At 45.6% G+C, this 20,566-nt stretch carries 19 protein-coding genes and 2 tRNA genes; 13 read left to right on the top strand and 8 right to left on the bottom strand.

Translation table 11 applies throughout. The features are described from left to right. Positions 1-77 precede the first annotated feature (77 nt). Both B3014_RS05165 and hemN read right to left on the bottom strand, forming a co-directional pair. Positions 78-1,811 (bottom strand): chloride channel protein, encoded by a 1,734-nt coding sequence (locus B3014_RS05165; RefSeq protein WP_289243696.1) that lies wholly within the window; start codon positions 1,809-1,811, stop codon positions 78-80. 5 nt (positions 1,812-1,816) lie between these two features. Next, the gene (gene hemN / locus B3014_RS05160; RefSeq protein WP_289243697.1) at positions 1,817-3,196 is read right to left on the bottom strand and encodes an oxygen-independent coproporphyrinogen III oxidase; all 1,380 of its coding nucleotides are present in this window, start codon (positions 3,194-3,196) and stop codon (positions 1,817-1,819) included. Between the two features lie 223 nt (positions 3,197-3,419). Here hemN and purD point away from each other — a divergent pair, with 223 nt between their 5' ends. From purD to hemF, 3 genes are all read left to right on the top strand, one after another. Continuing rightward, the gene (gene purD / locus B3014_RS05155; RefSeq protein ID WP_289243698.1) at positions 3,420-4,706 is read left to right on the top strand and encodes a phosphoribosylamine--glycine ligase; all 1,287 of its coding nucleotides are present in this window, start codon (positions 3,420-3,422) and stop codon (positions 4,704-4,706) included. A 98-nt stretch (positions 4,707-4,804) separates the two neighbouring features. Next, positions 4,805-5,356 (top strand): Sua5/YciO/YrdC/YwlC family protein, encoded by a 552-nt coding sequence (locus B3014_RS05150; protein WP_289243699.1) that lies wholly within the window; start codon positions 4,805-4,807, stop codon positions 5,354-5,356. Continuing rightward, the gene (gene hemF, locus B3014_RS05145; protein WP_289243700.1) at positions 5,353-6,261 is read left to right on the top strand and encodes an oxygen-dependent coproporphyrinogen oxidase; all 909 of its coding nucleotides are present in this window, start codon (positions 5,353-5,355) and stop codon (positions 6,259-6,261) included. The genes B3014_RS05150 and hemF overlap by 4 nt, the downstream gene beginning before the upstream one ends. On the opposite strand, the gene prfA is transcribed toward hemF, so the two are convergent. Further along, positions 6,258-7,346, bottom strand: coding sequence for a peptide chain release factor 1 (gene prfA / locus B3014_RS05140; protein WP_289243701.1), 1,089 nt, complete (start codon positions 7,344-7,346; stop codon positions 6,258-6,260). The genes hemF and prfA overlap by 4 nt on opposite strands. Continuing rightward, the gene (gene hemA, locus B3014_RS05135; protein WP_289243702.1) at positions 7,343-8,602 is read right to left on the bottom strand and encodes a glutamyl-tRNA reductase; all 1,260 of its coding nucleotides are present in this window, start codon (positions 8,600-8,602) and stop codon (positions 7,343-7,345) included. Before hemA ends, prfA begins: the two co-directional genes overlap by 4 nt. A gap of 118 nt (positions 8,603-8,720) precedes the next feature. Between hemA and B3014_RS05130 the strand changes: the two genes are divergently transcribed. The 10 genes from B3014_RS05130 to B3014_RS05085 all read left to right on the top strand — a co-directional run bounded on the left by B3014_RS05130 (position 8,721) and on the right by B3014_RS05085 (position 16,772). Next, a complete protein-coding gene (locus tag B3014_RS05130; RefSeq protein ID WP_289243703.1) occupies positions 8,721-10,502 on the top strand; it encodes a tetratricopeptide repeat protein in 1,782 nt (593 codons plus the stop codon). Further along, positions 10,499-11,098, top strand: a complete 600-nt coding sequence (lolB, locus tag B3014_RS05125) for a lipoprotein insertase outer membrane protein LolB (RefSeq protein WP_289243704.1) — start codon at positions 10,499-10,501, stop codon at positions 11,096-11,098. Before B3014_RS05130 ends, lolB begins: the two co-directional genes overlap by 4 nt. Further along, positions 11,095-11,934, top strand: coding sequence for a 4-(cytidine 5'-diphospho)-2-C-methyl-D-erythritol kinase (gene ispE / locus B3014_RS05120; RefSeq protein WP_289243705.1), 840 nt, complete (start codon positions 11,095-11,097; stop codon positions 11,932-11,934). The genes lolB and ispE overlap by 4 nt, the downstream gene beginning before the upstream one ends. Before the next feature lie 41 nt (positions 11,935-11,975). Then, positions 11,976-12,050: transfer RNA gene (locus B3014_RS05115), tRNA-Gln, on the top strand. 90 nt (positions 12,051-12,140) lie between these two features. Then, on the top strand, positions 12,141-13,076 hold the full coding sequence (locus tag B3014_RS05110; protein WP_286306080.1) for a ribose-phosphate diphosphokinase: 936 nt from the start codon (positions 12,141-12,143) through the stop codon (positions 13,074-13,076). 108 nt (positions 13,077-13,184) lie between these two features. After that, a complete protein-coding gene (locus B3014_RS05105) occupies positions 13,185-13,856 on the top strand; it encodes a 50S ribosomal protein L25/general stress protein Ctc (protein WP_286305807.1) in 672 nt (223 codons plus the stop codon). A gap of 7 nt (positions 13,857-13,863) precedes the next feature. After that, on the top strand, positions 13,864-14,436 hold the full coding sequence (gene pth / locus B3014_RS05100; protein WP_286305806.1) for an aminoacyl-tRNA hydrolase: 573 nt from the start codon (positions 13,864-13,866) through the stop codon (positions 14,434-14,436). An 8-nt stretch (positions 14,437-14,444) separates the two neighbouring features. Beyond that, positions 14,445-15,536 (top strand): redox-regulated ATPase YchF, encoded by a 1,092-nt coding sequence (gene ychF / locus B3014_RS05095; RefSeq protein ID WP_286305805.1) that lies wholly within the window; start codon positions 14,445-14,447, stop codon positions 15,534-15,536. A 51-nt stretch (positions 15,537-15,587) separates the two neighbouring features. Further along, entirely contained in the window at positions 15,588-16,637 is a 1,050-nt protein-coding gene (locus tag B3014_RS05090) for a phospholipase A (protein ID WP_289243706.1), read from the top strand. Positions 16,638-16,695: 58 nt separating this feature from the next. After that, a tRNA-Met gene (locus B3014_RS05085) sits at positions 16,696-16,772 on the top strand. Between the two features lie 339 nt (positions 16,773-17,111). On the opposite strand, the gene B3014_RS05080 is transcribed toward B3014_RS05085, so the two are convergent. The 4 genes from B3014_RS05080 to B3014_RS05065 are packed head-to-tail and all read right to left on the bottom strand — an operon-like array spanning position 17,112 to position 20,562. After that, on the bottom strand, positions 17,112-18,068 hold the full coding sequence (locus B3014_RS05080) for a vWA domain-containing protein (RefSeq protein WP_289243707.1): 957 nt from the start codon (positions 18,066-18,068) through the stop codon (positions 17,112-17,114). Between the two features lie 9 nt (positions 18,069-18,077). After that, complete coding sequence (locus B3014_RS05075) at positions 18,078-18,647, bottom strand: MxaK protein (protein ID WP_289243708.1); 570 nt, start codon at positions 18,645-18,647, stop codon at positions 18,078-18,080. Next, entirely contained in the window at positions 18,644-19,624 is a 981-nt protein-coding gene (locus B3014_RS05070; RefSeq protein ID WP_289243709.1) for a vWA domain-containing protein, read from the bottom strand. Before B3014_RS05070 ends, B3014_RS05075 begins: the two co-directional genes overlap by 4 nt. After that, on the bottom strand, positions 19,621-20,562 hold the full coding sequence (locus tag B3014_RS05065) for a hypothetical protein (RefSeq protein WP_289243710.1): 942 nt from the start codon (positions 20,560-20,562) through the stop codon (positions 19,621-19,623). The genes B3014_RS05070 and B3014_RS05065 overlap by 4 nt, the downstream gene beginning before the upstream one ends. Positions 20,563-20,566: the final 4 nt, after the last annotated feature.

Genomic DNA, 20,566 nt, shown 5'->3' with positions numbered 1-20,566 from the left:
TGTCTACCAATTTCACCACCTGGGCAACAAGCCGCACATTATAACGAAGATTTTCGATTTGTTCACTACCCTTTTTACTATTTTGTTACAGATTTAGGTAATTGGTAGTGGGCTTCGATCATTTCACGAGTCAGAATGCCGTAGATTCGTTCAATCATTGGTGCGTTCTGACGGCTGACGTAAAGCGCTTCTACATGATGTTCATTCAGGGCCCGGTGTGCTTCGAACAAACTGGTATGTAAGGAAATTTTGTGTACATCTCGACGTGTGCCGGGAATTTGCATTAAGTCGATTTCGGTATTTTCACCCATGTCTTTGACGCTGACAGCTCTGGCCAGATCACTGGCAGGCATCATTACCACCGGAATGCGATCGCGGGTAATAATGATCCATTCGGGGCTGTTTTTTAAGGTTTGCATGGCCATTTGGGCGCTGATGGTTTGATTTAACGTGACAAAGTTACGTTGCATGGCCGCGCCCACACTGATCTTACGTAATGCTTGTGAGATGGGGTCATTTTGAAAGTCGAGGCCACGATAGCGAAGAATGCTGACAAATAAGGCATCAAGCTTGAAGTAGTCATGAATAATCAAACTGGAGAATACAATCGCCAGCATCCCCGGCAGGATGATTTCCGGATTACCGGTTAATTCCAGCATCGCCATTAAAGCCGCAAGTGGGGCTTTGAGTGTGGCAGACATCATCGCACACATACCGATAACGGCATAAAAGGTCATGGAAGAGGCATATTCCGGTAAGGCTAAATTACCGATATAACCCAGGATCGCACCAGCACATGCACCCACGACCATGGTGGGGCCGACCATACCTGCGGGGATACCAAAACCCACACAAGCAGAGGACAGGACAAGTTTCAGCACCAGGATAATGACCAGGCTGCCAATCGCGATTTCATTAGCGGAGATACTGCCAATAATGCCGTAGCCCATGCCCATCACTTCAGGCACGGCCATGCCAAACACACCCATTAAAATACCGGCATAGGTTGGACGTAACCAAGCAGGATGTTTACTAAAGGTGCCGGAAAACAATTGTAGGCTTTTTAAAGATAAGGTGGCTAAAAAACCAATAATGATGCCGAGAAAAATAATATAGGGCAGCTCCCATAAGGACTGCATTTCGGAGGCAAGGTTAACAAAAACCGTATCGTCACCAAACGTTAATCGACAGACCACTGCACCGGTTACCGCTGCCAGAATGACCGGAATAAAACTGGCAATGTGGTATTCCATCATGATGACTTCCATCGCGAAGATCACACCAGCGATGGGCGTATTAAAGGATGCAGCTATGGCGGCGGCAGAGCCAGAAGCAACCAGAATACGTACACTGTTGTTTGGGAGCTCTAATCCGCTTGCAAGCAAACTGCCGCTGGCAGCGCCCAGATGCACACCTGGTCCTTCACGACCGACAGAATGGCCGGTAATGATAGCGATACTGGTACCAATAAATTGCCGGACGGCATTTTGCCACGGAAGCCGGCCTTCATAGGAGGAGAGCCGTTCGATAACATGCAAAATACCAGTGTTACGTTGCTCTGCATCCAGTCCGCGAAATAACAGCCCAATCAGTAGACTGCCGATAATGGGAAGTGCCAGTAACCAGTACCAGGGTAATGAGTCGTAACTTTCCACTTCGCCAGAGGGGAACAGGGCCATTTGACCAAAATCAATGGTCAGGCGCAGCAGAATAATGGCGAGACTCGACAGTAATCCGGTAATGACAGCAAGCACATACAGCTTGACGCCCAATCGACCAAAGATGAAGTACTGTCGGAGTTTTTCCAGCATGTGCCCTATATAACTTTGGAAAATCGCTGCCTTGCTTGTTGACTGTATTTATCAAACACCATGCAGATATTACGAATTAACAAGCGGCCGGCGGGTAAGACTTCTATAGAGTCCCATTTATACTGCAACAGGCCGTCTTGGGCAAATTGTTCTAGGTCTTCAATGGCGTCAGCAAAATACTCGTTGAAGTTGAGGTTGTAAGCTTTTTCGATAGCGGGAATATCCAGAGCAAAATCACAGATAAGACGAGTGATGATGTCGCGACGACATTTATCATCGTCATCCAGCTCAACACCACGTAAGACCGGCAACTTGCCCGCCTTAATCGCTTCATCATATTCCGGCAGCGTTTTCACATTTTGTACATAGGCATCACCAACTTTGCCAATGGAGGTCACACCAAAACCAATCAGATCACACTCAGCACGAGTCGAGTAACCCTGAAAGTTGCGATACAGCTGTTTGTTTTGTTGAGCTAGGGTCAGCTCATCGTCTGGTTTGGCAAAGTGATCCATGCCTATATATACATAACCTGCGGCGGTCAGTTTATCGATGGTACGATGCAGAATCTGTAATTTCACCTGTGGTAGTGGAATGTCAGCTGTAGCAATTTGCCGTTGTGTTTTAAATAGATCAGGCATGTGAGCGTAGTTGAACACGGACAAACGATCAGGACTGGCAGCAATCACTTTATCTAACGTTTCGCTGAAGCTTTCTACGGTTTGATGGGGCAGACCGTAGATCAGATCCAGGCTGATACTGCGAAAGCCTTCACGGCGGGCGGCATCTAAAATCGAGAATGTTTGTTCTTCGGTTTGAATACGGTTAACGGCTTTCTGCACCTTAGGGTTGAAGTCCTGCAAACCCAGGCTGATGCGGTTAAAGCCAAGCTCTCTTAATAGTTTTATGGTGGCGTCATCAGCTTCGCGGGGATCGATTTCAATCGAAAACTCACCCTTGTCATCATCCGCTAAGGTGAAGTGCTGACGTGTGTGCGCCATCAGTTCACGCATTTGCTGATGGGTTAAAAATGTAGGCGTGCCACCGCCCCAGTGCAGTTGTTCTACTACTCTATTTGAGTCAAACAGTTCAGCCTGCATACGGATTTCTTCATACAGGTTTTCTAAGTAAGGCTGAGCATGCTGGCGGTTTTTAGTAATGATTTTATTGCAGGCGCAATAGAAACAAACGGTATCGCAGAAAGGCACATGGAAATACAAAGACAGAGGCCCTCCACGCTGATTAGATAAAGCAATATGTTGAGCGTATGTGTCGGCCGTAAAACCATGATGAAATTCGACAGCTGTCGGGTAGGAGGTATAACGCGGGCCAGCTTTGTCGTAACGGCGGATTAATCCTTCATTAAATTCAATCGCATCAGTCATGGTTTTATTCCTAAATAATGTGCGCAAAGTATAACCAGCGAGGATTTAAGCTGTTTTATTATCCGAACAGATCTTGACCTGGATCAAAGCTAGCACTGGCTGCTGACGGATTGCTTGAGAAAAAGAATCGCTTTGCCTATATAAATCATCCATTTTGGTGGTTTGGAAAAGCGGTTATCTACGGTATTATTAGCCTCTTTTTTAGCATCTCCGGCAATCATCTATGAAAGTATTAGTCATCGGTAGCGGTGGGCGCGAACATGCTCTCGCCTGGAAACTGAATCAATCTCCAAAGTGTTCTCAGGTTTTTGTGGCACCGGGTAATCCCGGCACCGCCAGTGAAAGCAATATCAGCAATGTGGATATCAAAGTCGAAGATATCGCCGGGCTGGTGAAATTTGCTCAGGACAACGCGATTGATTTAACCGTGGTGGGGCCGGAAGTGCCGTTAACCATGGGTGTGGTTGATGCCTTTGAAGCTGCCGGTTTACGTTGTTTTGGTCCATCAAAAGCGGCGGCAGAATTAGAAGCCTCAAAAAGCTTCACTAAAGATTTCCTCGCTCGTCATCAAATTCCAACCGCGGCTTATCAAGTATTTACGCAGGTGGATGAAGCCAAAGCTTATATTCAAGAGCAGGGCGCCCCCATTGTTGTTAAAGCCGATGGTCTGGCTGCGGGCAAAGGCGTGATTGTGGCGATGACCGAAGCCGAAGCTATTTCAGCGGTTGAAGATATGCTGTCTGGCAATGCCTTTGGTGATGCCGGTAGCCGTGTGGTCATTGAAGAGTTTATGACAGGTGAAGAAGCCAGTTTCATCGTGATGGTGGATGGCGAACATATTTTGCCATTGGCGACATCACAAGATCACAAAGCTCGCGACAATGGCGATAAAGGCCCTAATACTGGCGGTATGGGCGCTTATTCTCCTGCACCTGTGGTCACCGATGAGGTGTTTACACGCATTATGACCGAAGTGATTGAGCCAACTGTGAAAGGCATGGCGGCTGATGGTCGTCCTTACACTGGCTTTTTGTATGCGGGTCTTATGATTGATGAAGCAGGCGCGCCACGCGTAGTTGAATATAACTGCCGTTTTGGTGACCCAGAAACTCAGCCGATTTTGATGCGTTTACAGTCGGACCTAGTCACATTATGTGAAGCGGCATTAGACAAGCGTTTAAACGAAGTCGAAGCTGAGTGGGATTCGCGTGCGGCCATTGGGGTAGTGATGGCGGCCGGAGGCTATCCAGATAGTTACCGTAAAGGTGATGTGATTACGGGTATTGCAGACGCCGAACAAAATGGCAGTAAAGTCTTCCATGCAGGTACAGCGAGTCAGGGTGATAATGTCGTCACGGCTGGCGGTCGCGTGTTATGTGTCACGGCACTGGGCAATACTGTGGCTGAAGCGCAAAAATCAGCGTATGACGCATTGAGTCATATTAAGTGGGATGATGCGTATTTCCGGACTGATATCGCTTATCGCGCTGTGGCACGTGAGCAGGGCTAAACTCACGGTTTGAGAATGTAAAAAGGGGTTACTGGTTAACCCCTTTTTATTGAGCGAAATTTGGTTTTCACTTAATACGGCTGAATAGAGGTGAGAAGATGGCAGATACGTTGCGGTTACGAGAAGCAGTAAAAACACTGAATGCAGGTGGCGTTATTGGCTACCCGACAGAGGCTGTGTTTGGTGTGGGATGTGATCCCTGGGATGAAGAAGCCTTATTACGTTTATTAGAACTGAAACAGCGCCCCTGGCATAAAGGTCTTATTCTGATTGCTTCTGATTTTAATCAGTTACAAGATTTTATTCAGCCCGTTGAAGCTTCAGTGTTAGCTGAGTTGAATAAAACCTGGCCCGGTCCGGTTACCTGGTTACTGCCCGTTCGTGAAGAAGTCTCGATGTTACTGACAGGTTTGCATGACACCATTGCCGTGCGGGTAACCGCACATCCACAAACGCGCGCTTTATGTGAGGCTTTTGGTGGTGCGATTGTGTCGACCAGTGCCAATATAAACGGATTACGACCAGCGATGAATGTGCATCAGGTGCGTTGGCAGTTACCTGAATTGGATTATGTTTTACCTGGCAGCTTGGGCGGCGCGAGTAAACCCAGCCAAATCAGAGACGCACGAACAGGAGAAATTTTACGATGAGTACACCCGATATTAATGCCGTTCGTGAGTATCTACTTCGCCTACAAGAAAGTATATGCAATGAACTTGAATTAATTGATGGTGAAGCCTCGTTTGAAATTGATGACTGGAAACGTGAAACGGGCGGTGGTGGTCGCACACGAGTTTTAAGCAATGGTGCGGTGTTTGAGCAGGGTGGTGTCAATTTTTCTGAAGTGAGTGGTGATAATTTACCGGCTTCAGCTACGGCCAGCCGTCCAGAGTTAGCGGGTCGAAGCTTTCGAGCAATGGGTGTGTCGCTGGTGATTCATCCTCATAATCCTTATGTGCCCACATCACATGCTAATGTCCGCTTTTTTATCGCAGAAAAAGAAGGCGAAGCCCCTATCTGGTGGTTTGGTGGTGGCTATGATTTAACACCTTATTACGGCAATGAAGAGGATGTGATTCACTGGCATACCACGGCTAAAGCTGCATGTGATCCATTTGGTGATGATGTTTATGCACGCTTTAAATCATGGTGTGATGAGTATTTTTACCTGAAACATCGTGATGAGTGTCGTGGCGTCGGTGGTTTGTTTTTTGATGATTTGAATGAGTGGGGCTTTGAGCGTTGCTTTGCATTTATGCAGTCAGTCGGAGACAGTTATATCAAAGCTTACGCACCGATTGTGCAAAAACGAAAAGATGCCGAATTTGGTGAGCGCGAGCGCGATTTTCAACTCTATCGTCGTGGTCGTTATGTTGAGTTTAATCTGGTGTATGACCGCGGTACATTGTTTGGATTGCAGTCGGGGGGTCGTACTGAATCGATTCTGATGTCACTGCCACCATTGGTGAAATGGCGTTATCACTGGATTCCGGAAGCCGGATCAGCAGAAGCCCGTTTATACACGGACTTTCTGCCACCACGCGACTGGATTTAAGACTCGCCGGATAAGGCGGCGAGCTGATCCGCCTGGTATTCGTTGATCAGTGGTTCAATGACTTGTTCCAGTTCACCTTCCATGATTTCAACCAGTTTGTATAAGGTTAAGTTGATGCGGTGATCAGTGACACGTCCTTGAGGATAATTATAAGTACGAATCCGTTCACTTCGGTCACCTGAACCCACCAGTGACTTCCGCGTTTGAGCTTCTTCGGCAGCTTGTTTTTCTACCTGCGCAGCCATGATGCGTGCTTGTAACACTGACATCGCTTTGGCACGGTTTTTATGCTGTGAACGCTCTTCCTGACATTCGACGACGATACCGGTTGGAATGTGCGTGATACGTACCGCAGAATCCGTGGTGTTAACGTGCTGACCACCGGCACCCTGAGATCGGTAGGTATCGACTTTTAAATCCGCTGGATTGATATCAACTTCATCAATCTCATCTGCTTCTGGGAGAATAGCAACAGTACAAGCCGAGGTGTGAATACGGCCTTGTGATTCGGTTTCCGGAACCCGTTGTACACGGTGAGCACCTGATTCGAACTTCAGGCGAGAATACGCACCTTCACCGACGACGCGACAAATGACTTCTTTATAGCCGCCATGCTCGCCTTCTTGTGCATTAATGACTTCAACTTTCCAGCGACGAGACTCAGCATATTTAGTGTACATACGGAATAAATCACCAGAGAAAATGGCTGCTTCATCACCACCCGTTCCAGCACGAATTTCCAGATAGATATTGCGTTGATCATTCGGATCTTTAGGCAGTAATAATTTTTGCAGGGTGAGTTCGAGTTCTTCGAGCTTCTCTTCTGCCGTATTAATTTCGTCTTTTGCCATTTCGCGCATTTCAGCATCATCTTCATCCAGCATCAGCTTGGCATCTTCCAATGCGTCGATTGTGCGGCGATAAGCATTAAAGTTGCTGACAACAGGCTCTAATTGCGCGTATTCCTGTGACAGTGACCGGAACTTATTTTGATCGGCCATGGTGTCAGGATCAGCGAGCAGACCACTAATTTCTTCATGACGATCAACGAGGGATTCTAGTTTATGTTTGATCGAATCTTTCACTTGGGATCCTTGATATTAAACAGACGTCGCGCTGCATTGAGTAACTGTCCTTCTTCATCAAATCCGGAATGACGGAGTTGGCGACTCGGTTCATGCAGTAAGCGGTTGGTCAGTGTACGAGCGAGTTCAGTCATGGCCTGTTCAGCAGGCATGCCTTGCTCAAGTTGTTTTATTGCTCTTTCTAGTGAATGCTTACTTATCTCTTCAGCATTATCACGTATGGCTCTAATTACAGGGACGGCATCTTGTGTTCTTAGCCATGCCTGAAAATGATCCACTTGTGTGTCGATAATTTCTTCCGCCTGTAAGGCTGCATCACGACGAGATTGTAAATTCTCTTCAATGATTTCTTTTAAATCATCCACACAGTAAAGGTAGATATCATCTAATAATCCCACTTCCGCTTCAATATCCCGTGGTACGGCAATATCGACCATGAAGATGGGTTTACGTTTACGGACTTTTAAGGCTCTTTCTACTGCCCCTTTGCCCAGAATTGGTAGCTGGCTGGCCGTGGAGCTGACGACAATATCGGCTTCTGCTAAGTGAGCAGGTAGTTCACTGAGGCTGATGGCATAACCATCGACTTGTGTGGCGAGATTGTGCGCGCGTTCAATCGTACGGTTTGCGATGATGATGCGCTTGATACCGTTATCATAAAGATGACGTGCGACTAGTTCGATGGTTTCGCCGGCGCCGATTAGTAAAGCGGTAGAGTCAGCCAGTTCACTGAAAATTTGTTTGGCCAGACTGACTGCCGCAAAGGCGACCGAGACCGGGCTATTACCGATAGCCGTATCGGTACGGACTTGTTTAGCGACAGCAAATGCGTGTTGGAATAAGCGACCTAATGATTTCCCCAGGGTGTTGGCATTGAGTGATTGGCTGTAAGCGTCTTTTAACTGACCGAGTATTTGTGGTTCGCCCAGCACCATGGAGTCTAATCCACAGGCGACTCGCATCAGGTGTCTGATCGCATCGGCTTGTTGGTAATGATAAAGGTATGGGGTGATGGCCCCCTCTTCCTGCTGATGATAGTCATGCAACCAAGCGAGGATCTGGTTGTCAGACTCTCCATCGATACAACAATAGATTTCAGTACGATTGCAGGTCGACAGAATAACGACTTCAAGTATGGAATCATCTTCATGTAATTTGGATAAAGCTGCTGGAAGCATGCTCGCATCAAACGCAAAAAGCTCACGGATATGAACCGGAGCAGTATTGTGGTTGATGCCATAGGTGACAAGATGCATATTAAGAAAAAGTCGTTATTAAATGCTGTTAAACTTTACAGCCATTATTACAATCGTCTGTTATTTAGTGAAAACAATTCGCCATTCTATCAAAATCAAACGTTCAGGTCGTTTTAATATGGATTCAACGAAATCATTCATGATGAATGTAGGGCAACGTACTAAATATTTTGCTCTGATCGGACTTACCTCTCTTATGACTGCCTGTGCTGCAACCCCCGCACAGCAAACTCAAGCCACAGTTGATGAGACGCAAAAAGTTGTTAAGGCTGCTCCCGAAGTAAAAGAGGAGAAAAAGCCGGAAGTGACTATGCCAATGTCACCTGAACTGATGTACTACATCCTTACTGCGGAAGTGGCGGGACAGCGTGGTGAAGTGGGTGCGGCGGTTGAGCTTTATGAACGTGCTGCGGATATGGTCAAGTCACCAAAACTGGCGAGCAGAAGTGCACAAGTCGCCACCTTATCCAGAAACGAAGAAAGAATTAGTCATGCATTAGATCGCTGGTTGGAAGTCGATCCTAACAATGCTGATGTTTACATGATGCGCGCGCCATTTCTGATGATGCAGAAAGATTATGACGGTGCAGTTCAGGCCATCAATAAAGCATTGTCACTCGCGCCGGAAAATCAAAAAGTGTATCTAGTCAGAGCGACAGAGAACCTGGCGGAAGTAGCGCCACCGGAAGAAGCGCTTGCCTCGCTGCAGAAGTTAGACCTTTATCAACAAGGCCATCCAGATGCGCATTACGCCTATGCACGTTTAGTTTTCTTCTATCAGCAGTATCCGATTACATTGGCTGAAATTGATCCTTTGTTAAAAGCTGACCCTGATAATGAAAGTTATCTTGTACTGAAAGCTGACACATTACAGCGTTTAGGACAAACCAAAGACGGTATCAAACTGCTGGCCAAACCTGCAGCAAAAGAGGATGCCAGTGATGAACTACGTTTTACCTATGGCAAATTATTAGGTGATGACGGTCAACTGGATAAAGCACGCACTATCTTTGAATCGATTCAGGCAGATAATCCTGAAAACCGTGATGTGTTGTTTGCGCTTGGATTGCTCGCGCTGGAAGAGAAAGATGGCGAAAAAGCAAAGTCATATTTCAGTGATTTACTGCAACTCGGCGATCCGACGAATCAAGCCGCTTATTTCATGGGCATTGCAGAAGAATTAAATGCCAATGTGGATGCTGCGCTGGTCTGGTTTGCCTCTGTACCTGTGCAAAGTAGTCGTTTTGATTTGGCGCAGACACATTACATCAACCTGTTATTAGGGCGTGATGATATTGAAAAAGCACGTGAGCATCTGGCCCAGTTGAGAAAACAGTTACCGAATAAAGAACTGCAATACTATTTATTTGAAGCCAGCTTGCTGCGCGATCAAGATATGAAGCAGGAGGCTTTTGACTTATTAACAAAAGCCATCAAACACTACCCGAAAAATGAAGACGCTTTATACAGTCGGGCCATGATTGCTGAGTCGCTGGATAAGTTAGATGTGTTGGAAGCTGATCTAAAACAAATTCTGGCCAACGATCCCAACAATTCTCAAGCATTAAACGCGTTGGGTTATACCTTAACCGATCGTACGGATCGTCATCAGGAAGCATTAAAGTTGATTCAACGTGCTTTAGAACTGAAGCCTGGTGATCCTTTTTACCTCGATAGTCTGGGCTGGGTCTATTACCGACTAGGCGACTTAGCGAAAGCAGAAAAATATCTGCGAGAAGCCACTGAAGCTAATCCTGACCCTGAGTTTATTGCGCATCTAGGTGAAGTGCTGTGGCAACGTGGTAAAAAAAGAGAAGCTAAAGACATCTGGGATAAAGGTTTATTGCAGGATCCTGATAATAAACTTCTGATTGAAACGATGCGCAGGTTTGGCCAATGAGATTAGTTTGGTTAGCCGGACTGAGTCTATTACTCACTGCCTGCGCGCCATTATGGCAACCTAAAACGACAGAGTCGCCAGAGCAACGATGGCAAATGCAGCAGACAGAAATAGCTTCACTGAAAGACTGGCGTTTTAGAGGCCGTACTGCCATCACTCAGGGGCGTGAAGGCTGGAATGCAGGCATTAGCTGGCAACAACAAGGTGAAGATTTCGATATCAAACTCACCGGTCCTTTCTCTCAAGGTGGGGCGGAGTTAGTTGGGGATGACGAACAAGTCACATTGACGCTGGATGATGGTGAGCAATATTCAGCACAAACGCCCGAGCAGTTATTAGCCAAAACCTTAGGCTGGCTGTTACCTGTCAGTGCATTACGGGACTGGGTGAGAGGTGTGCCATATCAAAAGGTGGCGGTTGATGAGTATGAGCTGGATGAAAACGGACGCTTAAAAACCTTACAGCAAGCCGGTTGGCAGATTGAATATCTGCGTTATGTACCTTTTGATGGTATGGTTGTGCCGGCCAAAATTTTTATCAAACACCCGGATTTGAATATTAGATTAATCATTGCTGATTGGAGTCGACCTGAGTGAAAGCATGGCCAGCGCCGGCAAAATTAAACTTATTTTTGCACATCACCGGACGAAGAGAGGATGGTTACCATAACCTCCAGACCGCTTTTCAGTTTCTGGACTATGGCGATAGTTTGTTTTTTGATATCAACCGTTCTGGGCAAGTAAATCTCAAAACAACTTTTGATGAAGTAGCAGACGAAGATAATCTGATTGTCAAAGCTGCAAAGTTACTCAAGCCTTTTACAGATAGTGAGCAGGGTGTGGATATTTCCATCACCAAACGATTGCCAATGGGTGGTGGATTGGGTGGCGGAAGTTCTAATGCGGCAACCACCTTAGTCGCTCTCAATCAACTTTGGCAGTGTGGTTTATCACAGCAAAAATTAGCGCAAATTGGACTCAATTTAGGGGCCGATGTCCCTATTTTTATCGCGGGACATGCTGCCTGGGCTGAAGGTGTCGGTGAAGACTTAACGCCAATATCCCTGGTAGAACCTTGGTTTGCGGTGATTTTTCCAGATTGTCATGTGTCTACGGCAGAAATATTTTCATCAGTGGAATTGACACGGGACTGCGAACCTATCACAATACCGCGCTTCCTTTCTGGGGAAGGCAGAAACGTCTGCGAAGCGGTAGTCGTCAAACACTATCCAGCAGTTGCAAATGCACTAGAATGGTTGGCACAATACGCGCCTCCAAGAATGACTGGTACAGGAGCATGTGTTTTCGCTGATTTTCAAAGTCAGCAACAAGCACAAGACGTGATAGATAAACTGCCTTCACACTGGCAGGGTTTTGTGGCAAAAGGCTGTAATCAGTCGCCACTCACTGCAAGAACACTGGCAGAAAAATAAGCCAGATGTGACAGCAAGATGATAGAATGAGTTTTGTCAGTTGGGGTATCGCCAAGCGGTAAGGCACTGGGTTTTGATCCCAGCATTCCCAGGTTCGAATCCTGGTACCCCAGCCACTCTTTTGTTTTTTTGATAGAAAACTCGGCGCCTCTACCGTGACACAAAACCGACTTCTCCAGTTACAACAACGAACAGCCGACAGCCGCATGATGGTATTTACTGGTAATGCCAATCGTAAGCTGGCTCAAAGCATCGCCAATTTCCTTAATATTTCCCTTGGTAAAGCCACTGTGGAAAAATTCAGTGATGGCGAAATCATGGTTGAAATCCTTGATAACGTACGTGGTAAAGACGTCTTTATCGTTCAACCTACCTGTATGCCAACCAATGACCATTTGATGGAACTGATGGTGATGACCGACGCTATTCGTCGTGCATCAGCAAAGCGTATTACCTTGGTTGTGCCTTATTTTGGTTATTCTCGACAAGATCGCCGTCCTCGCTCAGCCCGTGTTGCTATCACGGCAAAAGTCGTGGCGAATATGCTGACTGGCGTAGGAGCTGACCGAGTCTTAACTGTCGATTTACACGCCGACCAAATTCAGGGCTTTTTTGATTGTCCTGTTGATAATGTCTACGCTTCACCTGTCTTACTGGGTGATATCTGGAAACACAAATACCAGGACTTAGTCGTGGTTTCACCTGATGTGGGTGGTGTGGTTAGAGCGCGTGCCTTAGCAAAACATCTTGGTGTTGAGTTAGCTATTATCGACAAACGTCGTCCGCGTGCTAATGAAGCCAAAGTCATGAATATTATTGGTGATGTCGATGGACGTGTCTGCGTGTTAATTGATGACATGGTGGATACGGCTGGAACATTATGCGCGGCCTCTGCAGCATTGAAAGAACATGGCGCTACTCGCGTGGTTGCCTATTCCACACATCCTGTTTTATCAGGCCCTGCTATAAAAAATATCAGCAATTCGGTACTCGATGAACTGGTCGTGACCGATACCATTCCGTTGCAACCACATGCACAGGAATGTGAAAAAATTCGCGTGTTAAGCATCGCTGAGATGCTGGCAGAAGCGATGTACAGAATTAGTAACGAGGAGTCTGTTAGCTCCTTGTATATGGATTAGTCAGCTTCGGCTGACTTCTACGTGCCGAACCTGGTCGCGGGGGAGGCTTACGCCGCTTGAATAGCGGCATTTTTGATGGGCAAAAGTCCATTGTTTTTGGAGAAAAAAATGGAAAACTTATTTGAAGTACAAGCTGAAGCGCGTACTGATGAGGGGAAAGGTGCGAGCCGCCGCCTTCGTCATGCGGGTAAAGTACCAGCTGTTGTTTATGGCGCTGAAAAAGAGCCAGTTTCGATCGCTTTAGATCATAACCAATTCATTCGTCATTTAGCTGAAGAAGCATTTTATGCACACATTCTGACGCTGAACATTGGTAAGAAAAAAGAGCAAGTTGTATTAAAAGACCTGCAACGTCACCCTGCCAATGACAACAAAATCATTCACGCTGACTTCCTGCGTGTTGATGCGAAACATGAAATGACAATGACTGTACCTCTTCACTTCATTGGTGAAGAAAAAGCAGCAGGCGTAAAAGCCGGTGGTGTTGTTTCACACGTGATGACTGAGGTTGAAATTGCTTGTTTACCAGCTGATCTGCCTGAGTACATCGAAGTGGATATCAGCAAGCTGGAATTAGATGAAGCGATTCACTTATCAGAAATCGCCCTGCCTAAAGGTGTGAGCTTAACTGCACTGTCACACGGTCAGGAAGAGCACCTTGAAGAAGGTGAACGTTCTGCTTATGACCAAGCAGTCGTTAACATTCATATGCCTCGCGTACATACAGTGGATGATGAAGCTGAAGACGCAGAAGGTGATGAAGAAGCAACTGAAGAGTAATCTTTAGATGGGGAGCTGGATCATCGCCGGTTTAGGTAATCCCGGCTCCCAGTATGAAGGAACCCGACATAATGTCGGGTTCTGGCTATTGGACCAGCTTGCTCGTGATCTCGGTGTGAACTTTACTGTTCAAAACCGATATCACGGGGAGCTGGTTCAATGCTCTCTGGATGGTCATAAAGTGTATTTGCTAAAACCGCTGACATTTATGAATAGAAGCGGTCAGTCTGTCGCGCCATTAGCCAATTTTTTCAAAATTCCATTAGAGAATGTTCTCGTCATACACGATGAATTAGATTTGGCGCCCGGCACCGTTAAATTAAAACGTGATGGTGGCCATGGCGGACACAACGGGCTCAGAGATATTATTGCTCAGACGGGTGGCAAGCAATTCCTGCGCTGTCGTTTGGGGATAGGGCATCCTGGACATAGCAAACTGGTTTCTGATTATGTACTCAGCAAACCTTCTCCGACCGATCGTCAACAGATCGAGCAAGCCATCGATAATGTTTTACGTATTTTGCCAGAGGTGTTATCCGGAAATATGGATAAGGCTATGAACTGGCTACATTCACAATAGGATTTCTCATGGGATTTAAGTGCGGTATCGTCGGTTTACCTAATGTTGGCAAATCAACCTTGTTTAATGCATTGACTGAAGCCGGTATCGATGCGCAGAACTATCCTTTTTGTACCATTGAACCGAATGTTGGCATCGTCCCAGTCCCTGACCCTCGAATGGATAAGCTGGCTGCGATTGTCAGTCCTGAACGGGTTTTGCCAACCACCATGGAATTCGTTGATATTGCTGGCTTAGTTGCTGGTGCTTCAAAAGGTGAAGGTTTAGGTAATAAATTCCTCGCCAATATCCGTGAAACGGATGCGATTGCCCACGTGGTACGTTGTTTTGAAGATGACAATATCGTCCATGTATCTGGCAAAGTCTCACCACTGGATGATATCGAAGTAATTAACACGGAATTAGCCTTGGCTGATTTAGAAAGTGTTGAGAAAGCCATCACTAAAACCACACGTGACGCAAAAAGTGGCGATAAAACGGCGAAAGCAAGATTAGAGTTACTCACACAAATGCGTGAGGAGTTAGATGGTGGTAAACCTGTCCGGGCTATGGGCTTGGATAAAGATCAACTAGCCTTGATTCGTGACTTACACCTGCTGACGATCAAACCGACCATGTATATCGCTAACGTCTCTGAAGATGGGTTTGAAAATAATCCGGCATTGGATGCGGTGAAACAATTGGCAGAACAAGAAAGCGCCAATGTAGTGGTTATCTGTGCGGCGATTGAGTCAGAAATTGCTGGACTGGAAGACGATGAAAAAGTCGAGTTCTTAAGTGAAATCGGACAAGACGAGCCTGGCCTGAATCGTGTCATCCGTGCCGGATATGAATTGCTTGGTTTGCATACATATTTTACTGCGGGTGTAAAAGAAGTTCGTGCCTGGACAGTGAAAGTTGGCGCGACAGCACCAGAAGGCGCTGGCGTTATTCATACTGACTTCCAGAAAGGTTTTATCCGTGCTGAAGTTATTAGTTATGATGACTTTGTGCAATTCAACGGAGAGCAAGGCGCTAAAGATGCAGGTAAATGGCGTCTGGAAGGGAAAGAGTATGTCATCAAAGACGGTGATGTCATGCATTTCCGCTTCAACGTTTAGCGTTCTGAGCTATGATGTCGTGAATTGTTGTTCACTTTTTAAAGGCAAGCCATGAAGACGGCATCACTCTCGTTTCTTTTATCAATGCTGACTGTTGGCTATATGCCCATGGTCATTGCCGATGATAAGTTAAATCAATGCTTGCTCACCCAATTAGCTACTGCTGATGATAGCATGCCGGTTGGCGATATCAGACAGTTTTGTGAATCAAGTATCACTCAACAAGCACTCGAAGAAGCCTCACCTAAACCTGAGCCTGTTGATATCAAAGTGACAGAATCGGGTGTAGAGACAGAAGATAAGTCTGCGATCACTCGCCGTTTGTTTTTGGAAAAGAAAGAAGCCAAAAACCCGTTTGTATTATTACCGCATAAGCCAAATTACATTATTTTAAGCAATAATATGGCGTCGCCGAATGAAGCGCCTTTTGAGACCGCTTATCCGGGTGACAATATTCACTTACAACCCTGGGAAACCAAGTTTCAAATCAGTTTGAAACTACCTGTTGCCTATGACCTATTCAATGGTCGGGCAGATGCCTATGTGGCCTATACCAATCGCTCATTCTGGCAGCAGTTTAATAAAAACAGCTCATCCCCTTTCCGTGAATCAGATCATGAACCAGAAGCTTGGCTATCGTTTAAAACAAATTATGAATTATTCGGTATAAAAAACTCGCTTATTCGGACGGGTGTTGTGCACCAGTCAAACGGTCAGGCAGGTACGCTGTCACGTAGCTGGAATCGGGTCTATACCGACTTTGTGTTTGAGCACAATGACTGGTATTACTCATTCAAACCATGGTGGCGTATTCCGGATAGCAGTAGCGACGATGATAACCCTGATATCGAAGAATATATGGGTAACTTTGAACTTGGCGCTGTATATAAGATGGATAACCACAGCTTTGATATTTTGCTGCGGAATAACCTCAATTTTGATGATAACTATGGTGCCGTTCAATTGGGCTGGAGTTTCCCGCTTACCGACCGCGTAAAGGGTTATGTGCAATGGTTTAATGGCTATGGTGAAAGCCTGATTGACTATGACGCACACTCCAATAGCATTGGTTTTGGTATCCAGCTGAGTGACTGGTTATAAATATGATCTTTTCACTTGAAACTTAAGCATTTATATCGTATTATTTCGCGCTTCATATGGCTATATAGCTCAGCTGGTTAGAGCACATCACTCATAATGATGGGGTCCCTAGTTCGAATCTAGGTATAGCCACCAAAGATTCAAAAAAGCCGGAGTTCTACTCCGGTTTTTTTTCGTCTAAAGTTTTGTTTTCTAGCACTTGCTTTCAGCTCTTCACTTACTGAGTTTCTTGCTTGACTAAAGCAACATAAAAAAAAGAAATTGGCTGCTGGGCCTCTATTGTCTAATAGAGGGGATGAATTCCTTGTGCGACTCAATCCTACAGGTGCTTCTTATCGGAGCTACGTTAGCCATGTATAGCTTTATTAGGGCAGACGAAACAGAATACAAAAATGAAGAACAAGCAGCGAGACAGCTTGAATTTCGGCTGAATATACTTAACTTTAAGACTGGGGCTTTGGTAGCTTATTTAAATTATATAGCCCATTTCTTTCTGAAAGGTTGATAGCAATACAGAAGCAGGAATAAGGCCAGGGCAGCTGCTATATTGTTGAACTGAGTGGGTTGTTTGGCTTCATAAGCAAAGTCATTTTTTTGCAGGGCTTTAGCCAGCGCGGCATTGTTTTCCAGATGATGATAAAGCATATGATTTTGCTGAGCCAGGTCCATTAAATAGTCTTGTTTGAGACTGGACATGTGTTCAGTACCGACCACTTTGGCTGTTCCCCAAGGGCCATTACGAGGGATATATCCTTCTACTTTACTTGGGTCTTCTGGCAAACCAAAGCGAGAGGCATGAGGCACATCTTCAGCGGTATAAAAGCCAATCTGCACACCGTCTTCATCAAATTTCGGGATTTTACTCAAGCCAAGTTCGCCAACACCAATGATGATGCCGGCTTTCCAATCTTCTTTTTGCTTTTCGGTATCCAGGTAACTGAAATCGGGGGCATAGCGTGGATTCACGGGTGGTGCTTCATGACCATCGGTGAAAAACACCAGCTTACTTCCTGCAAGAACGTCATTCATCATCAGCTCACGGGTGTTATATAGGGCTTGTCCGATATTGCTGTCAGCGACCCATGCCATACGCCAGTCAAGTGCATCAATACTGGCCTCAAGTACCGGATAATCATTACAGACTTCGATAGGTGAATAGAGTAGCGCTGGAACACGTTCGGTGAACACAGCCAAGCCTACTTTTGAGCCACATGGCAAACTTCTGGCAGCCTGAAGCATAGCCACTTTGGCTTTTTCTAAGCGACTGATAGCGCCCCCCTGTTTATCGGAATAATCCTGCACATTCATGCTACGCGTAATATCAAGCACAAACACAAAGTCATAGCTTTTCACGGTGAAGGGCAAGGGCGGCAGAACAATAGCGATAAGCAATAATATTGCAGAGGCTATCAATGCATATAAGCGTTTCATAACAACAACCTAAGGCAAACCGAGGGGGAAGCCGGGCATGGCTGACCATAATTCTTCGGAGCTTTCTTGTGCTTCACCTGACTCTTGTAAATCACCAAGAGGTAAATCACGAGAAAGTCGCTGCGCTGCTTCATAGTTGTATTTTGCTGCCCAGAACTCAGGATCATTTTTTAATGCTGATTTATAGAGATCTTTAGCGACATCGGCCAGTGCTGTGGCACGATCAATTCCCATCTTCTCTGCTGTCTCAATCGCCTGCTCTAGATAGAGATTCCCCATATTGTAATAAACCAGTTTCAGCATGGCAGGAGAGCTCATACGTTCGGCTTTACCATAGGCATCAACCGCGTCTTCAAACATGCCTCGCTGTTGCAAATGATGGGCATAAGCAAACTGTAATTCAGGCTCTGTCAGATCAATTTCATTCATCTCTACCAAACGAGGAGACTGTAAAAGTTGTATGGCCTCGTTAATCGCTTTTTGATGCTGTCTTTCCAATATTTGCAGATTCAGTAAGGTGAGAAAAAACAGACTAATCACCAACATAAGATGTTGTATATAACGACGACGCAACATCATGAGCGTTTCTCCAAAAATTTCACCGCAACAAGAAGTAATACAAAAAATAAGGCGAAGCCATAACACCAAGCTTTCAGACTTTGTTTTGGTAGTTTTTCCTGATAAATCAATGGTAAGCTTTCCAGTTCATCCAGCTCTGCAATGGCAGCCTGGAGTGATTCGGCGGTATCGACTTCATATGCGTGATAGGGTACAGATAACGTATTGAAAAACTTATGTAAATGTCGTTCAGGCATGACTCTTGGATTATCATCCCGATGTGATTTTGGCTCGGTGAAAATGCCTTGCCCATTTTCTGTACGTAAAAAGAACCAGTACAAGCTGACACGGTAACGCTCAAACCATTCACGCAAGGTTTTCTGAGCTCGATGATCTAAGGTTGCTGCACCATCAGACACTAGGACAATCACGCGAGAACCGGTATGAGGTTGGTCTTTAAAGTAGCTTAGCCCCATTCCTAAACCTTTAGCGACGTTGGTGAACGCTAAACCAGGTGTTTCAAGACTATTGATTGCGGCCTGAATCGCGCTTTTATGTTCAGTGAGAGGACTAACGTAAAATGGTTGCGTACTGAAACCCGCCACACCGAATAAATCATGCGGTCGACGATTAACAAATTCAGATAGTAATCGCCTGGCAGCCTGAGCTTTTGACTGCTCATTTTCATCAGGTGTTTGACCACCAAAGGTCTCATTCATGCTGGCACTACGATCCAACACAAACACAATATGGGCACCTTGTCCTGTTCGTGTCACCGTTTGCTCCAGGCTGTGTAAACCCGCAAGACCAATAATGACTGACGCTATAGCAAAAGCGGCAGAGAGCTTTATTAAGCGATTAAGCCAAATAGTCAGTGGATTCAGCTTGATCAGCTGTCTGCTGGGAGTCGCATGCCTGTCAAACAAACTGTTAAAGAAAGGTAATAAGCTGAGTGGTAATAAAACCAGCAGCCAAGGCAGATGAAAAGCAAGATTCATGAGTTACTCTGCACGACTTTATCCGCGGCTGCGAGTCTGTCGCATAGACGGATACAATCCATCAAAATAGTGGGTTTAGCTTCTTTATCAAAGAAAAAAACGCTTCTGGATTGCTGAAAAAAATCTTCTATTTGCCCTCGACTTTCATTAAATTGTGGGTGTCGATGAATAAAGTCATCAATTTGTGAGGCAAATAAGGTCTGTTTGGCTCGCGCATTCAACGCATCATGCATAGCTTGCATGCCCTGTTGCACCTGTTCAGACGATGTATTTTTTTGGCGTTTGATGCGTTTGATTTGACGCTTAGCCTTGTGAAATGGTGAAGTACTGAACTTGGGTAATAATCCTGCGAGCGCAGTCCAGATAAGCAAAGCTATCACAGATAAACTGCCATAAATGATGATGGGCGATTGATAGCGAAAAAGTGAATGCGTTCTGGGAGCGATATCGGGCTTCATAAAGCCATGACTGCCATCATCATTACCAACACCACTTGAAACAACTTCTTTTATCGGCGACATAGTGAAATACCATTCGGGTAGTGATATTTCAAATCGCTGATTTGAGTTGTCAGTAAATACTAATTGTTGTTCAGGAATAAGTAGTTTGCGGACATCGAGAGGTGCGTAAAAGGTTTGATAGCGAAGGGTAAGATGATAGAGCTTTTTTGCTCCCTGTTGATCGGAAGTCATATCGACGCTATTCAGATCAAGCCAGTAGGTTAATTCGCCCTCAACGGGAAGAGATGAGGGGGATAAAGAATACGCCGTATCGATAGCGATCAGGTATTGATGTTCAATGATATCGCCAACTACCAAGCCATAGCTTCGTCCTTGATCCATTTTGATAAGTTGGCCTGGTATATGGGGCTTTGCAGAACAGAAAGCAGAAAGCAGAAATAAGCCTAAAAGCAGTGAAATGGTGTTGAAAAACTTCATAAAG

The sequence above is a fragment of the Methylophaga sp. UBA678 genome (genome assembly GCF_002299105.1).
GTDB lineage: Bacteria > Pseudomonadota > Gammaproteobacteria > Nitrosococcales > Methylophagaceae > Methylophaga > Methylophaga marina.
The sequence above is the reverse complement of the archived record's forward strand: the minus strand, read 5'-3'. Positions and strand labels throughout refer to the sequence as shown.